The organism is Streptomyces coelicoflavus (assembly GCF_003112555.1).
GTDB classification, from domain to species: domain Bacteria; phylum Actinomycetota; class Actinomycetes; order Streptomycetales; family Streptomycetaceae; genus Streptomyces; species Streptomyces coelicoflavus.
On the sequence record NZ_BEWB01000003.1, the window covers coordinates 761,507 to 776,323 of the forward strand.

The window sequence follows — 14,817 nt, forward strand, 5'->3', positions numbered from 1 at the left end:
GAACGGCGCGAGCAACCACAACACAGCCGCACTTGTCCTATGGCACTCACCACAACGGCGATCAGGCACCCCGCGCCCCCCGGAGGGCACCCCGTACCCTGACCCCCGTGGCAAACCCCAGGGACGTGATCCGAACCCCGGACGCGAAGGTCGCTCTGTCGACGGCTTCCGTCTACCCGGAGTCGACGGCGACGGCCTTCGAGATCGCCGCGCGCCTCGGTTACGACGGCGTCGAGGTGATGGTCTGGACGGACCCGGTCAGCCAGGACATCGACGCGCTGCGCAGACTCAGCGACTACCACCGCATGCCGATACTCGCCGTGCACGCACCGTGTCTGCTCATCACCCAGCGCGTCTGGTCCACCGACCCCTGGGTCAAGCTCCAGCGCGCCCGCGCCGCCGCCGAGAAGCTCGGCGCGTCCGCCGTCGTCGTGCACCCCCCGTTCCGCTGGCAGCGCCAGTACGCGCGGGACTTCGTCGAGGGCGTCTGGCGGATGGCGAACGAGACGGACGTCCGCTTCGCCGTCGAGAACATGTACCCGTGGCGCTACCGCGACCGCGAGATGCAGGCGTACGCCCCCGACTGGGACGTCACGAAGGACGACTACCGGCACTTCACGATCGACCTCAGCCACGCCGCGACCTCCCGCACCGACGCCCTCGACATGATCGACCGCATGAGCGACCGCCTCGGCCACGTCCACCTGGCCGACGGCAAGGGCTCCGCCAAGGACGAGCACCTCGTCCCCGGCCGCGGCAACCAGCCCTGCGCCGAGGTCCTCGAACACCTCACGCGCACCGGCTTCGACGGCCACGTCGTCATCGAGGTCAACACCAGGCGCGCGATGTCCGGCGCCGAACGTGAGGCCGATCTCGCCGAGGCGCTGGCCTTCACCCGCAAGCACCTGGCACAGCCGGCGTCCCCGCTCGCGGAAGGCCAGGCGGCCCGGACGGAACGCCGGTGAGCGACGCCGGCGGAGCCACCCGCCGCCGCGGCCGCCCGCGCCGTACGGAGTCCGGGGACACTCGCGACCGCATCCTCGTCACCGCCCGCGAGGAGTTCTCCGAGCGCGGCTACGAGAAGACGTCCGTGCGCGGCATCGCCAAGGCGGCGGGCGTGGACCCGGCACTGGTCCACCACTACTTCGGCACCAAGGAGCAGGTCTTCGAGGCGGCCATCGAGGTCGCGTTCGCACCGGCCCTCAGGGCCCCCGAGGCGATCGGGGAGGGCCCCCTCGACGGGATCGGGGAGCAGCTCACGCGGTTCATCATGGGCGTGTGGGAGAACCCGACGACCCGCAAGCCGGTGCTGGCCATCGTCCGTTCCGCGGTCAACAACGACACCGCCGCCGCGGTCTTCCGCCGCCTGATCGCCGCCCAGGTGATGCGGCGCGTGGCGGCCCGGCTGGAGAGCCCGGACGCGGAGCTGCGCGTCGAACTGGCGGCGGCGCAGCTGGTGGGCTGCGCGATGCTCCGCTACGTGATCAAGGTGGAGCCGCTGGCCTCCGCCGACCCGGAGCAGATCGTCGCCCGCCTGGCGCCGGTCGTCCAGGGCCACCTGACCGGACCGTGAGGCCCTCCACCGGCCCCCGAGGACGCCCGCGGACGGCGTACGACGAGACGTGCGTCCCGCATTCCGGACACCCCGTCCCGACCCCTGGATGAGCGGCGTACGCTCGACGGCAGTCATAACTCTCCGAAGGAGCGAGCGACGATGCCCGAACTGAGGTCCCGCACAGTCACCCACGGCCGCAACATGGCGGGCGCCCGCGCCCTTATGCGTGCCTCCGGTGTACCCGGCGCGGACATCGGGCGGAAGCCGATCATCGCCGTCGCCAACAGCTTCACGGAGTTCGTGCCGGGCCACACGCACCTGGCGCCGGTCGGCCGCATCGTCAGCGAGGCGGTCACCGCGGCCGGCGGCATCCCGCGCGAGTTCAACACGATCGCCGTCGACGACGGCATCGCGATGGGCCACGGCGGCATGCTCTACTCCCTCCCGTCCCGCGACCTGATCGCGGACAGCGTGGAGTACATGGTCGAGGCGCACTGCGCCGACGCCCTGATCTGCATCTCCAACTGCGACAAGATCACCCCGGGCATGCTCAACGCGGCGCTCCGCCTGAACATCCCCACGGTCTTCGTCTCCGGCGGCCCCATGGAGTCCGGCCGCGCCACCCTGGTCGACGGCACGGTCCGCACCCTCGACCTGGTCGACGCGATGTCGGAGGCGGTCAACGACAAGATCTCCGACGCGGACATCCTCCGCATCGAGGAGAACGCCTGCCCGACCTGCGGCTCCTGCTCCGGCATGTTCACCGCCAACTCGATGAACTGCCTGACCGAGGCGATCGGCCTCTCCCTGCCCGGCAACGGCTCGGTCCTGGCCACCCACACCGCCCGCAAGGCGCTCTACGAGAACGCCGCCCGCACGGTCCTCGACCTGACCCGGCGCTACTACGAGCAGGACGACGACTCGGTCCTGCCCCGCAACATCGCCACCCCCGCCGCCTTCGGGAACGCCATGGCGCTGGACATCGCGATGGGCGGCTCCACCAACACGATCCTGCACCTGCTGGCCGCCGCCCAGGAGGCCGAGGTCTCCTACGGCCTCGCCGAGATGGACGCCCTCTCGCGCAGCGTCCCCTGCCTGGCCAAGGTCGCGCCGAACGTCGCCAAGGACCGCACGTACTACATGGAGGACGTGCACCGCGCCGGCGGCATCCCCGCCCTCCTCGGCGAACTGCACCGCGGGGGCCTGCTCAACGAGGACGTGCACTCCGTCCACAGCCCGTCCCTGGCCGACTGGCTGAAGACCTGGGACGTGCGCGGCGGCTCCCCCTCCCAGGAGGCGGTCGAGCTGTGGCACGCGGCCCCCGGCTGCGTCCGCTCCGCCGAGGCCTTCTCCCAGTCCGAGCGCTGGGACTCCCTGGACGAGGACGCCGAGGGCGGCTGCATCCGCTCCGTCGAGCACGCCTACTCCAAGGACGGCGGCCTCGCCGTCCTGCGCGGCAACCTCGCCGAGGACGGCTGCGTCGTCAAGACGGCCGGCGTCGACGAGTCGATCTGGACCTTCGAGGGCCCGGCCGTCGTCTGCGAGTCGCAGGAGGAGGCCGTCCAGAAGATCCTCACCCAGCAGGTCGAGGAGGGCGACGTCGTCGTCATCCGCTACGAGGGCCCCAAGGGCGGCCCCGGCATGCAGGAGATGCTCTACCCGACCTCGTACCTGAAGGGCCGGGGCCTCGGAAAGGCCTGCGCCCTGGTCACCGACGGCCGCTTCTCCGGCGGCACGTCCGGGCTCTCCATCGGTCACGCCTCCCCGGAGGCCGCGGCCGGCGGCACCATCGCCCTGGTCGAGGACGGCGACCGCATCCGCATCGACATCCCGAACCGCTCCATCGAGCTGCTCGTGGATGACGCCGAACTGACCCGCCGCGAGCAGGCCCTGAACGGCGTGTACGCCCCGAAGAACCGCGAGCGCAAGGTCTCCGCGGCCCTGAAGGCGTACGCCGCGATGGCCACCAGCGCCGACAAGGGCGCGGTGCGCGACATCAGCAAGCTGGGCTGACGCCGCCGCGAGGGACCCGGGCCCGGCCCTACCAGGCCCCCGGGTCCCGCCCCGACACCCCGAACACGGTCCCGTCGGGCGCCCCGGCGTACACGTGCCCGCCCGCGAGCAGCGGCGCCGGCAGCGACGCGGGCACCTTGTCGGACTCGGCGCCGAGCCGGGGCCGGGTCTGCCCGAGGAGCCGGCCCTTGCGGGCGTCGACCCCGAGGAGCCGCCCGTCGGGCGCGGTGACGTACACGTGCCGCCCGTCGGAGACCGGCGCCGAACCGCGGCTCACCCCCGTCTCCAGCCGCCAGGCCTGCTTCCCCGCCGCCATGTCGACGGCGACCAGCGAACCGCCCGCGCCCATGAGGTACACGGTGTCCCCGCGCACGCCCGCCGACGCCTGCTCGACCGGGATCGGCAGCTCCACCCGGCGGGTCGCGCCGGTGGCGGGCGTGTAGCGGACCACGGCCTCGACGTCGCTGTAGGTCGCCCCCTCGGCGACGAGGAACAGGGACCCGTCCGCGGTCCCCACGGGCGTCAGCGTCCCGGCCAGCTCCGCGTCCCAGCGCACGTCCCCGCTCGCCGGGTCCACCGCGGTGACCCGGGTCCGCCGCCCGTCCCCGCTCTGGCTCGTCGCGTACGCGGCCGGCTTCCGCTCCCCGGCGAACGAGGTGAAGTACGGCACGGACTGCCCGGGGATCCGGCGCGCCCACCGCGTCTTCCCCGAGGCGCTGTCCACGCCGGTGACCATGCCGTCGGCGCGGGTGAGCAGCAGCATGTCGCCGACGGTGCGCAGCCCGTCGTACGCGGGCATGTCCTCCTGCCACTCCGGCTCGCCCGTCGCGGGGTCGAGCGCCTCCAGCGGGCCCAGCAGGCCGACCTCGGGCTGCACGAGCCCGCCCGACACGACCGGCGGTTCGCTCCGCACGGCCTCCGCGACGGGGTGCCGCCACAGCGTGCTCCCGTCGGCCGGATCGAGGGCGAAGACCAGACCGGGCCGCGCGCACAGCAGCCGCCGCGCCGCGTACGAGCACTGCGGCATCCCGCCGTCCTCGGCCGCGGGCACCGCCTCCCACGTCCCGAACCCGCCCGGCGCGCTCTGTGCGGTGGGCGTGCCCGCGGGCTCGGTACCGCCGAACGCCTGCACGGCCACCAGGCTCCCGATCACGGCGAGGGCCACCGCCCCGGCGACGAGCACCGACCGCTTTCCCAGCCGCCGTACGACCCGCCCGGACCGCAGTGCGGACGGCCCGGACCCTCGCACCGACGGCTCGGCCGCCCGCACCGACGACCCGGCGGGAGCCCCCGGCCCGGGTTCCGCGCCGGCCCCGGGCGGCGGGGTCCGGTCCCCGTCCGTCCGCGGAGCCGGTATGAACACCTGCGTGTCGTAGGCCGCCGCCACCGACCGCAGCTCCCGCATCAGCTCGTCCGGCGTGGGCCGGTCCTCGGGCTCCTTGGCGAGACAGCGCAGCACCAGCGGAGCGAGCGAGTCCGGAACGCCGGTCAGGTCGGGCTCGTCGTGCACGACCTGGTAGGCGACGACGTACGGGCTGTCGGAGTCGAAGGGCCCGCGTCCGGTCGCCGCGTGCACCAGGAGCGATCCGAGGGTGAAGAGGTCGGCCGCAGGACCCACCTCCCGGGGCCGCCGGAACTGCTCGGGTGCCATGTACGGCGGCGTGCCGATCAGCTTTCCGGTCTCGGTCCGCAGCTCGCTGTCCTTCGGCCGGGAAATGCCGAAGTCGATGACCTTCGGCCCGTCCTCGGCGAGCAGGACGTTGCTCGGTTTGAGGTCCCGGTGCACCACGCCCACCCGGTGGATGTCACGCAGCGCCTCGGCCAGCCCGGCCATCAGCCGGCGCAACTGGGGCTCGTCCATCGGCCCGTTCCGCTTCACGTGCTCCGAGAGCGTCGGGCCGGGGATGAACAGCGTGGCCATCCACGGCCGTCCGGCCTCCGGATCGGCGTCCACGACCGGCGCCGTGAAGGCCCCGCTCACCCGCCGGGCCGCGGCCACCTCCTGCCGGAAACGCCCTCTGAACTCGGGGTCCCTGGCGTACGTGGCGTGCACGACCTTGACCGCGACGCGCATCCCGGAGGTGCTGCGGGCCAGGTGCACGACGCCCATGCCGCCCGAGCCCAGGCGGGACTCCAGACGGTAGTGACCGGCGTACTCCGGAAGTTCCGCTTCCGCGTCCGCTCCGGCATCCCGCTGCGGCGCCATGGAACCACCCCCGTGCTGTTCGTTCGCGCGAGCGATGCTCGGAGCCTAGTCGATGGGGCGCACGGCACAGAGGCGGCCTGCCGACGTCCGCGTGCGAGTTGCGAACTGGTGTTTCATGGCTTGTTCTTGGGGTATCAACGGTCCCCGCGAACGTCGCGGGGTGCAACGGGGGGAGTTTCATCATGTCGGTCGACCAGGTCCGGAACATCGGTGACGGGGAAGAGGAAGCGGCCGGGGCGGACGGGGGAGCCGTCGCGGCGACCGCGGCCCTGCTCTCGTACCCGGTCGCTCCGGGCTACCGTCTGAACGTCCGCAGCGGCCCGGGCACCAACTACCGCCTGGTGCGGGTCCTGTCCGAGGGTTCCAGGGTCTCGATCCACTGCCAGCGCCCGGGGGAGTGGGTCTCGGGCCCCTACGGCACCTCGAACATCTGGGACAACATCGGCAGCGGCCAGTACGTCTCCGACGCGTACATCCGCACCGGCAGCGACGGCTACGTGGCTCCGCGCTGCTGACCGTGGCGTGCCGCTGACCTTGTAACAGCGGTGTCCCAGCGGCGTATTAGGAGGTCTCCGGGAGGAACGGCGTGCCGGGCCGAGTGGCTCTTGATGCTCGGAAACGCCGCCCGCACCGATGGGTGCGGGCGGACCGGCACGCCAACCGACTCTGAGGTAGACAACGATGCGCGTTCGCAAGCTGACCCTCGCCGCCATGGCCCTCGCCGCCGGTCTCTCGCTCACGGCCTGCCAGAACGACGACGGCACGGACCAGAGCGCCACCCCGCCGGCCGCCTCCGCCCCGTCCTCCTCGGACGGCGGCTCGGGATCGGCCGGCTCGGACCAGGAGGGCGGGACGGGCTCCGGGGGGAAGACCCCCAACGGTTCCGACGCGACGGGCGGGTCCGGCGGGTCCGGCGAGGACGGCAAGACCGCCAAGTGCCGCACCGACGAGCTGGAGATCACGGCGATCGACGCCACGGTCGGCGGCGACGACAGGGGCACCGTCGCGGTGGACCTGAAGAACGGCGGCGGCCGGGACTGCACCCTCGAGGGCTACGCGGGCGTCGACCTGAAGACGAACGCGGGCACCCTGTCGGCCGAGCGCACGGGCGAGCAGGCCCCGACGATCGTCCTCGCGGACGGGGACACGGTGACCTTCGGCATCACCTACCCGGTCAACGACACGGGCGGCTCCGGCGTCCGCATCACGGGCCTGGTGGTGACCCCGCCGAACGAGACCAAGTCGGTCACCCTCGACTGGCCGGGCGCTGCCGGCCTGCCCGTCACCGACGGCTCGGGCACCCCGGTGCAGGTCGGCCCGATGGGCAGCGCGGGCCAGGGCGGCTGACCGCACCGCACGCCCCGGGAGGCGCGCGCCATAATCGACCCGTGAGCGCAGAGAACGGCAAGAACGGCACCCCGGACACCCAGGCGGGCCCCCGCCCCGAACCCCTCCGGTTCTACGGCACGACCTGGGTGCACCACGACGACGGCTACACGGCCCGCCGGGCGGGCCTCGCCGTCGGTTCGCTCGCCGTGGCCGCGGCCGCCTGCTTCGTGCTGCGCCTCGCCTACCAGGGCCTCCAGATCGCCGACATCGGCAGCTTCGTCTCGTTGCTGATGATCGTCATGTTCGCGGTGTGCAGCGCCCTGGCCTTCCGCCACACCTGGTCCGCCTTCACCCGCCGCCCCGATCCCGACCGCCAGGCCTCCCTGCGAGGTCTCCTCGCCATCGGCTTCGTCGGCTCCCTCCTCGCCTACTTCCTCCGCACCTTCACCGAGGCCCCGGGCGAGAAGCTGCACCGCGCGGAGTACGAGAAGGCCCGCGAGGAGTACGAGCGGCGCACGACCCGCCGCACGGGCAACCCGTCGAAGAAGCGCCGCCGGAAGTAGCGGGCAGGAGGCCGGGCCGGCCCCCTCTCCCGCGGCGCGTGTCGCCCGCGACAAGCCGGCAGCCCGTGATCCGGCGCCCGGCACGACCCGCACCGCGATCCGCCCCGGAAACCGCTACTGCGGCCCCGCCCCACCCGGCCACCATGGCCGTATGACGACACCGCCGACCCCGAACGCCCCGACCTCGGACGCCCCTGTCCCGGACGCCCCTGTCCCGGACGCCCCTGCCCCGGGCGCCCCTGCCTCGGGCGCCCCGACCTTGGACGCCCCTGTCCCGGGCGCCCCGGCCTCGGGCGCCCCGACCTTGGACGCCCCTGTCCCGGATGCCCCCACCCCGGGCGCCCCGGCCGCACCGACTACTTCCACACCGCCTGCGGCCACCGCGACAGCGGCCGCCCGCGCACAAGGCTCCCCCGCACAAGGCTCCCCCGCGCAGGCCGCCCACCGCGCCCGCGCCCACTCCTTCAACGCCGCCGCGGCCCAGTACGCCGCCAACCGCCCCTCCTACCCGCCGGCCCTCTTCGACGCCCTGGAGGAGCTGACCGGCCGCCCCCTCGAAGGCGCCCGCGTCGTGGACGTCGGCGCCGGTACGGGTCTCGCCACCGCCCGCCTGCACGAGCGCGGCGCCGACGTGATCGCCGTGGAACCCGGCGCCGGCATGGCCGCCGAGTTCCGCCGCACCCTCCCCGGCGTGCCCGTGGTCCGCGGCAACGGCAACGCTCTCCCCCTCGCCGGCCTCCTCACCTACGCCCAGTCCTGGCACTGGACCGACCCCGCCCTGGCAGTCCCGGAGGCGCTGCGCGTGCTGCGTCCGGGCGGCGCGCTGGCGCTGTGGTGGAACACCGAGGCCCTCGACGTGCCGTGGATCGCGGAGTCGGCCCGGCGCGTCGACCGGCACTTCGCGGGCCTGAACCTCTCCGCCGAGAAGCGGAACTTCGACGCCCGCTTCGCCGACCCCACCGGCACCCTCGACTTCGTCCACCGCGAGATCCGCTGGAGCCGACGCGTCCCCCTCGACATCCACCTGGCCAACCTCGGCAGCCACTCGGTCTTCCTGACCGACGCCGAGGAGCGCGCCGCGGCCTTCTTCGCCGAGGAGCGCCGCCACCTGCTGGCGGTCTTCCCGGACGGCCTCGTCGAGGAGACGTACGACGTCCACCTCCTCCTCGGAACGACCCCGACGGCCTGACACGGCGGACCAACGCGACGGATCAACGCGACGGATCAACGCAGCGAATCGACGGGGCGGATCAACGCGACGGATCAACGGGGCGGCGCGAGCCGGCGGCGCGGCGCGACGCGGCGGACCGGCGCGACGCCTTGACGCCCCGGGCGCCCGGGAGGAGTATTCATCACATGATGAATTACTCGCCGGAACACTCCTCCCGGCCACCCGACGGTGGCGGCACCCCCGCCCCACCCGCCGTCCACGCCGAAGACCTCACCGTCGTCCGCGGGACCCGCACCGTCCTGCACGGCCTCGGCTTCACCGTCCCGCGCGGCCGGATCACCGGCCTCCTCGGCCCCTCCGGCTGCGGCAAGTCGACCCTGATGCGGGCGATCGTCGGCACCCAGGACAAGGTCGCCGGCACCCTCGACGTCCTAGGCCGCCCGGCCGGCCACCCGGCCCTGCGCACCCGCATCGGCTACGTCACCCAGGCCCCGTCCGTCTTCGACGACCTCACCGTCCGCCAGAACCTGGACTACTTCGCCGAGATCCTCCACCCCGGCCGGACGGCCTCCGCCCACCGCCGCGAGGAGGTCACCCGCGTCATCACCGACGTGGACCTCGCCACCCACGCCGGCTCCTTGGCCGGCAACCTCTCCGGCGGCCAGCGCAGCCGGGTCTCCCTCGCCGTGGCCCTCCTGGGCGCCCCCGAACTCCTCGTCCTCGACGAGCCGACCGTCGGCCTCGACCCCGTACTCCGCCGGGACCTGTGGGCCCTGTTCCACTCCCTGGCCACCGACCGCGGTGCCACCCTCCTCGTCTCCTCCCACGTCATGGACGAGGCCGAGCGCTGCCACCGCCTGCTCCTGATGCGCGAGGGCGAGGTCCTCGCCGACGACACCCCCGACGCCCTGCGCGCCCGCACCGGCTCCGAGACGGTCGAGGAAGCCTTCCTCCACCTGGTCGACGCGGCGAAGGCCCGGGCGGCGGCCCGCACGAAGGAGACCACCCGATGACCACCCCCACGGCCCCCGCACCCGCCCGGGCGGCGACGCCCCCGGCCCCCGCGCGCCCCCTGAGCCTCCCGCGCACCACGGCCACCGCGGCCCGCGTCCTGCGCCAGCTGAGCCACGACCCCCGCACCATCGCGCTCCTGATGCTGATCCCGTGCGTGATGCTCTTCCTGCTGCGCTACGTCTTCGACGGCAGCCCGCGCACCTTCGACAACATCGGCGCCTCGCTCCTCGGCATCTTTCCGCTGATCACGATGTTCCTGGTCACGTCCATCGCGACCCTGCGCGAGCGCACCTCCGGCACCCTCGAACGCCTCCTCGCCATGCCCCTCGGCAAAGGCGACCTCATCGCGGGATACGCCCTCGCCTTCGGCGCCCTCGCCATCGTCCAGTCCGCCCTCGCGACCGGCCTCGCGGTCTGGTTCCTGGACCTGGACGTCACCGGCAGCCCCTGGCTGCTCCTCCTGGTCGCGCTGCTCGACGCCCTCCTGGGCACCGCGCTCGGCCTCTTCGTCTCGGCCTTCGCGGCCTCCGAATTCCAGGCGGTGCAGTTCATGCCGGCGGTGATCTTCCCCCAGCTCCTCCTCTGCGGCCTCTTCACCCCGCGCGACGACATGCACCCGGCCCTGGAGGCCGTCTCCGACGTCCTGCCCATGTCGTACGCGGTCGACGGCATGAACGAGGTCCTCCGCCACACCGACATGACCGCCGCCTTCGTCCGCGACGCCCTGATCGTCGCCGGTTGCGCCCTCCTGGTCCTGGCCCTGGGCGCGGCAACCCTGAAACGCCGAACGGCATAACCGACCAGCCCGTCCGGCGCTTGAGGACAAGGCCGTCCAGGCCCAAAGGCGGGGTCTGGGGGCGCAGCCCCCAGGGACGGGAACGGGAAGGGGCGGCGGGGGCGAAAACCTTCAGCGGCACCCACCACCACCGTCCCGCGGACTGGACGCAACGACCGACCCACCCCCCTGAATGCGAGGATGACGACGACGCACGCAAGAACGGACAGCGCACCGAAGGGGCACCGAACCCATGACCCAGAAAGTCGCCGTCCTCGGCACCGGCAAGATCGGCGAAGCCCTCCTCAGCGGCATGATCGGAGCCGGCTGGGCCCCCGCCGACCTCCTGGTCAACGCCCGCCGCCGGGAACGGGCCGACGAACTCCGCGCCCGCCACGGAGTCACCCCGGTCACCAACGCCGAGGCCGCCAAGAACGCCGACACCCTGATCCTCACGGTCAAGCCGCAGGACATGGGCACGCTCCTCGACGAACTCGCCCCGCACGTCCCCGCCGACCGCCTGATCATCAGCGGCGCGGCAGGCATCCCGACAGCCTTCTTCGAGGAACGCCTCGCCCCCGGCACCCCGGTCGTCCGCGTCATGACGAACACCCCGGCCCTCGTCGACGAGGCCATGTCCGTCATCTCGGCCGGCACCCACGCGACGGCCGCCCACCTGACCCACACCGAGGAGATCTTCGGCGCCGTCGGCAAGACCCTCCGCGTCCCCGAGTCCCAGCAGGACGCCTGCACCGCCCTCTCCGGCTCCGGCCCGGCGTACTTCTTCTACCTGGTCGAGGCCATGACCGACGCCGGCATCCTGCTCGGCCTGCCCCGCGACAAGGCCCACGACCTGATCGTCCAGTCCGCGATCGGCGCCGCGAAGATGCTCCGCGACAGCGGCGAACACCCGGTCAGGCTCCGCGAGAACGTCACGTCCCCGGCCGGCACCACGATCAACGCCATCCGCGAACTGGAGAACCACGGCGTCCGCGCCGCCCTCATCGCCGCCCTCGAGGCCGCCCGCGACCGCAGCCGCGAACTGGCCTCCGGCACCAAGGACTGACGACCGGTGCGGGCCCGCCGCGCGAGCCCTCCGCGCGGGGGCTCCGCGCGGGGGTTCACTTCGCCGCGCTCAGGACGTCCTCCGTGGTCACCACGTCCGCGAACCCGCCCCCGTGCAGCGACACCGCCGACGCCCGAGCCAGCTCGTCCGCGCCCTGCCGCCAGCCGAAGGGTCCCTCCAGGCCGAAGGTGTACGTCGCGTCGAACGCGACCACGACCTCGAACCCGAGGTTCCCGCCCATCCGTGCGGTCGTCTCGACGCACATGTTGGTCTGGATCCCGGCCAGCACGAGCTGCGAGATCCCCGCCGCCCGCAGCCAGGCCCCCAGATCGGGCGTGCCGAGGAACGCCGAGTTCACGCTCTTGGTGACCAGCAGCTCGGCCCCGCCCCCCTTCCCGCGCCGCCGCTCCACGTACTCCTTGAACCCGTTCCCGTCGTAGCCCGTCCGCAACGGCGACCCGGGCTTCACCGAGTCGTGCCGCACGAAGACGACCGGCCGCCCCGTGGACTGCCACACGTCGATGAGGGCGGCGATGTTGTCGTCGGCCGCCGGATTGTTGCGGGTCCCCCAGAAGCCGAGCTCCTCGAAGCCCTTCTGCACGTCCACGACCACCAGTGCTGCGTTCTCCGCGATGTCCATGCCTGCGATCGTGCCGCCGGGCAGCACCGAACCCCAGAGGCCCACAAGTCAGCGATCGATGGTTTACTGCCATGCATGGCAGCCCCGGCAGACCCCTACCGCGTCGCCCTCGTCGCCTTCCCCGGCATCCGGGCCTTCGACGTCGCGGTCATCACCGAGGTCTGGGGCACCGACCGCACCGACCGCGGCGCCCCCGCCTTCGACCTGCGCCGCGTCGCCGCCGACACCACCGCGGTCATGATGCGCGGCGGTCTGGCCCTCCACCCCGACCGTCCCCTCGACTGGCTGGCGGAAGCCGACCTCGTCGTCGTCCCCGGCCTCGACGACCACCTCACCCCGGCACCCGCCCCGGTCCTCAGGGCCCTGCGCCGCGCCCACGAGCGCGGCACGACCGTCGCCGCCCTGTGCGGAGGCGCCTTCACCCTCGCCCAGGCCGGCCTGCTCGACGGCCGCCGCGCCATCACCCACTGGCGGCTCCTGGACCTCCTGCGGACCCACCACCCCCGGGTCAGGGTCGTCCCCGACGCCCTCTTCCTAGAGGACGACAACATCTGGACCGCCGCCGGCACCGCGGCAGGCATCGACCTCTGCCTCCACCTGGTCCGCCTCGCCCACGGCGCCGAGGCCGCCGCCACCATCGCCCGCTCTATGGTCACCGCGCCCTTCCGAACCGGCACCCAGGCCCAGTTCATCGAACACCCCACCCCCCAGGCGGACCGGGACGCCGACGCCCTCGCCGGCGTCCGCGAACACGCCCTGCGCCACCTCGACGAGCCCCTCACGGTCGCCGACCTGGCCGCCCGCGCCGGCATGTCCCCGCGCTCCTTCGCCCGGCACTTCACGGCGGCCACCGGCACCACGCCGCTGCGCTGGCTCCTGGACCAGCGCGTCGCCGCGGCCCAGAAGCTCCTCGAACGCACCGACCTGCCCATGCCCGAGGTCGCACGCAGGGCGGGCTTCGGCAGCGAGGTCACGATGCGCCAGCACTTCGCGGCCCGCCTCGCCACCAGCCCCCGCGCCTACCGCGCCGCGTTCACCGGGGGCAGCAACCCGATCGCCCGGTAGGCGGCGTCCACGGTCGGCCGCGCCATCGCCCGCGCCTTCTCCGCCCCGTCCCGGAGCACGCCCTCCACGTACCCGGGATCGGCGCACAGTTCCTGGTGCCGCTCGCGTACCGGCCGCAGCACCTCGACGACCGCCTCCGCGGTGTCCTTCTTCAACGCGCCGTACGAGTCGTACCCACCCGCCAGCTCCGCCGGGTCCCCACCCGTACAGGCGGCGAGGATCTCCAGCAGATTCGCGAGCCCGGCCCGCTCCTCCCGGTCGTAGACGACGTCCCGCCCGCTGTCCGTCACGGCCCGCCCGACCTTCTTACGCACCACGTCCGGCTCGTCCAGCAGATAGACGATCCCGGGCCCGGTGTCGTCGCTCTTCCCCATCTTCGAAGCGGGCTCCTGCAGATTCATCACCCGGGCCGCCACCGCCGGACCGGTCGCCCGCGGCACGACGAACGTGTGCCCGTACCGCTGGTTGAACCGCACCGCGAGATCCCGCGCCAGCTCCACGTGCTGCGTCTGGTCCTCCCCGACCGGCACCTCGTCCGTCCCGTAGGCCAGGATGTCCGCGGCCATCAGCACGGGATACGTCAGCAGCGACAACCGCACGCTCCCGCCCCGCCCCCGCTCCCGCACGGCCTTCTCCTTGTACTGGATCATCCGCCGCATCTCGCCGTCGGTCGCGACGCACTCCAGCACGTACGACAGCCGGGCGTGCTCGTCCACGTGACTCTGCACGAACACGGTGCACGACTCGGGATCCAGCCCCGCCGCCAGCAGCAGCGACGCCGCCTGCCGGCTCAGTCTGCGCACCCGCGCCGGATCGTGGTCGACGGTCAGTGCGTGCAGGTCGACGACACAGAACAAGGCGTCCGACCGGTGCTGGTCCTCCGCGGCCCACCGCCGCATCGCTCCCAGGTAGTTCCCCAGGGTCAGGTGCCCCGTCGGCTTGACCCCACTGAAGACCCGCGTCATCTCTCCACCTCCTGGTCAGGACCGCCGCCCCCGGCCGGCCGCCCCTCCTGGAGGGAGATACGAGAACGGCCGCCGAAGCGGCGGCCGTCGAGTGCATACGTGTGGGCGGCCGCCGTCAGGCGGCCCACCAGAGCTGGCTACACGTACGCGTCGTCACGAGCGCCACCATACGCCCGCGGGGCCCCCGCCACCCGGGATTTGACACGCCTGCCCCGCACTCCTAGAGTTCTCCGAGTTGTCCGAAGTGAGCGCCGACCCCGGTCGGTCCCCGGACAGCGATTCCGCGAGTACCAACCACTCTTCGACGAACCGTCGCACTGTCGGCGTCGTCTTCCTGTCGGTGCGTGTATTCACGGAATGAGGAATCCACGTTCGAAAGAACGCGGCCCCCGATTAGCTCGGGAGCCGGGAGTCCGCTAGAGTCTCACCTCGTTGAAACGGCCCAAGGGCCGGGA

General features: G+C 73.0%; 14 protein-coding genes. 11 read left to right on the plus strand and 3 right to left on the minus strand.

From position 1 onward, the window contains the following. The first annotated feature begins 107 nt into the window (after window positions 1-107). The 3 genes from Sco07f_RS08530 to ilvD all read left to right on the plus strand — a co-directional run bounded on the left by Sco07f_RS08530 (window position 108) and on the right by ilvD (window position 3,568). Window positions 108-965 (plus strand): sugar phosphate isomerase/epimerase family protein, encoded by an 858-nt coding sequence (locus Sco07f_RS08530; RefSeq protein WP_174855322.1) that lies wholly within the window; start codon window positions 108-110, stop codon window positions 963-965. After that, window positions 962-1,573 (plus strand): TetR/AcrR family transcriptional regulator, encoded by a 612-nt coding sequence (locus tag Sco07f_RS08535; RefSeq protein WP_054100910.1) that lies wholly within the window; start codon window positions 962-964, stop codon window positions 1,571-1,573. Before Sco07f_RS08530 ends, Sco07f_RS08535 begins: the two co-directional genes overlap by 4 nt. A 141-nt stretch (window positions 1,574-1,714) precedes the next feature. After that, on the plus strand, window positions 1,715-3,568 hold the full coding sequence (ilvD, locus tag Sco07f_RS08540) for a dihydroxy-acid dehydratase (RefSeq protein ID WP_007453305.1): 1,854 nt from the start codon (window positions 1,715-1,717) through the stop codon (window positions 3,566-3,568). A 28-nt stretch (window positions 3,569-3,596) separates the two neighbouring features. On the opposite strand, the gene Sco07f_RS08545 is transcribed toward ilvD, so the two are convergent. Next, complete coding sequence (locus Sco07f_RS08545; RefSeq protein WP_108987401.1) at window positions 3,597-5,774, minus strand: serine/threonine-protein kinase; 2,178 nt, start codon at window positions 5,772-5,774, stop codon at window positions 3,597-3,599. Window positions 5,775-5,956: 182 nt separating this feature from the next. Between Sco07f_RS08545 and Sco07f_RS08550 the strand changes: the two genes are divergently transcribed. From Sco07f_RS08550 to proC, 7 genes are all read left to right on the plus strand, one after another. Further along, window positions 5,957-6,289, plus strand: coding sequence for an SH3 domain-containing protein (locus tag Sco07f_RS08550; RefSeq protein WP_108987402.1), 333 nt, complete (start codon window positions 5,957-5,959; stop codon window positions 6,287-6,289). Window positions 6,290-6,455: 166 nt separating this feature from the next. Next, window positions 6,456-7,121 (plus strand): DUF4232 domain-containing protein, encoded by a 666-nt coding sequence (locus Sco07f_RS08555; protein ID WP_108987403.1) that lies wholly within the window; start codon window positions 6,456-6,458, stop codon window positions 7,119-7,121. A gap of 41 nt (window positions 7,122-7,162) precedes the next feature. Next, window positions 7,163-7,666, plus strand: coding sequence for a DMT family transporter (locus Sco07f_RS08560; RefSeq protein WP_007453298.1), 504 nt, complete (start codon window positions 7,163-7,165; stop codon window positions 7,664-7,666). 304 nt (window positions 7,667-7,970) lie between these two features. Next, the gene (locus Sco07f_RS08565; RefSeq protein WP_244942006.1) at window positions 7,971-8,855 is read left to right on the plus strand and encodes a class I SAM-dependent methyltransferase; all 885 of its coding nucleotides are present in this window, start codon (window positions 7,971-7,973) and stop codon (window positions 8,853-8,855) included. Window positions 8,856-9,022: 167 nt separating this feature from the next. Continuing rightward, window positions 9,023-9,850: an ABC transporter ATP-binding protein gene (locus Sco07f_RS08570; protein ID WP_108987405.1), complete on the plus strand. Its 828-nt coding sequence runs from the start codon at window positions 9,023-9,025 to the stop codon at window positions 9,848-9,850. Next, entirely contained in the window at window positions 9,847-10,647 is an 801-nt protein-coding gene (locus tag Sco07f_RS08575; protein WP_054100905.1) for an ABC transporter permease, read from the plus strand. The genes Sco07f_RS08570 and Sco07f_RS08575 overlap by 4 nt, the downstream gene beginning before the upstream one ends. A gap of 232 nt (window positions 10,648-10,879) precedes the next feature. After that, on the plus strand, window positions 10,880-11,692 hold the full coding sequence (proC, locus tag Sco07f_RS08580) for a pyrroline-5-carboxylate reductase (RefSeq protein ID WP_108987406.1): 813 nt from the start codon (window positions 10,880-10,882) through the stop codon (window positions 11,690-11,692). Between the two features lie 55 nt (window positions 11,693-11,747). On the opposite strand, the gene Sco07f_RS08585 is transcribed toward proC, so the two are convergent. Further along, the gene (locus Sco07f_RS08585; RefSeq protein WP_108987444.1) at window positions 11,748-12,332 is read right to left on the minus strand and encodes a cysteine hydrolase family protein; all 585 of its coding nucleotides are present in this window, start codon (window positions 12,330-12,332) and stop codon (window positions 11,748-11,750) included. A gap of 75 nt (window positions 12,333-12,407) precedes the next feature. Between Sco07f_RS08585 and Sco07f_RS08590 the strand changes: the two genes are divergently transcribed. Next, window positions 12,408-13,397 carry a GlxA family transcriptional regulator gene (locus Sco07f_RS08590; RefSeq protein ID WP_108987407.1) on the plus strand — a complete coding sequence of 330 codons (990 nt, stop codon included), beginning with the start codon at window positions 12,408-12,410 and terminating at the stop codon, window positions 13,395-13,397. Here Sco07f_RS08590 and trpS read toward each other — a convergent pair. After that, window positions 13,352-14,362: a tryptophan--tRNA ligase gene (trpS, locus tag Sco07f_RS08595; RefSeq protein WP_007453312.1), complete on the minus strand. Its 1,011-nt coding sequence runs from the start codon at window positions 14,360-14,362 to the stop codon at window positions 13,352-13,354. The genes Sco07f_RS08590 and trpS overlap by 46 nt on opposite strands. Window positions 14,363-14,817 lie beyond the last annotated feature (455 nt).

What these genes read in the sequence shown, in the direction of transcription:
- Sco07f_RS08555 (WP_108987403.1), top strand. Translation starts at nt 6,456, where the DNA reads ATGCGCGTTCGCAAGCTGACCCTCGCCGCCATGGCCCTCGCCGCCGGT.
- Sco07f_RS08570 (WP_108987405.1), top strand. Translation starts at nt 9,023, where the DNA reads ATGATGAATTACTCGCCGGAACACTCCTCCCGGCCACCCGACGGTGGC.
- Sco07f_RS08585 (WP_108987444.1), bottom strand. Translation starts at nt 12,332, where the DNA reads ATGGACATCGCGGAGAACGCAGCACTGGTGGTCGTGGACGTGCAGAAG.
- Sco07f_RS08590 (WP_108987407.1), top strand. Translation starts at nt 12,408, where the DNA reads ATGGCAGCCCCGGCAGACCCCTACCGCGTCGCCCTCGTCGCCTTCCCC.
- Sco07f_RS08575 (WP_054100905.1), top strand. Translation starts at nt 9,847, where the DNA reads ATGACCACCCCCACGGCCCCCGCACCCGCCCGGGCGGCGACGCCCCCG.
- ilvD (WP_007453305.1), top strand. Translation starts at nt 1,715, where the DNA reads ATGCCCGAACTGAGGTCCCGCACAGTCACCCACGGCCGCAACATGGCG.
- Sco07f_RS08550 (WP_108987402.1), top strand. Translation starts at nt 5,957, where the DNA reads ATGTCGGTCGACCAGGTCCGGAACATCGGTGACGGGGAAGAGGAAGCG.
- Sco07f_RS08545 (WP_108987401.1), bottom strand. Translation starts at nt 5,774, where the DNA reads ATGGCGCCGCAGCGGGATGCCGGAGCGGACGCGGAAGCGGAACTTCCG.
- trpS (WP_007453312.1), bottom strand. Translation starts at nt 14,362, where the DNA reads ATGACGCGGGTCTTCAGTGGGGTCAAGCCGACGGGGCACCTGACCCTG.
- proC (WP_108987406.1), top strand. Translation starts at nt 10,880, where the DNA reads ATGACCCAGAAAGTCGCCGTCCTCGGCACCGGCAAGATCGGCGAAGCC.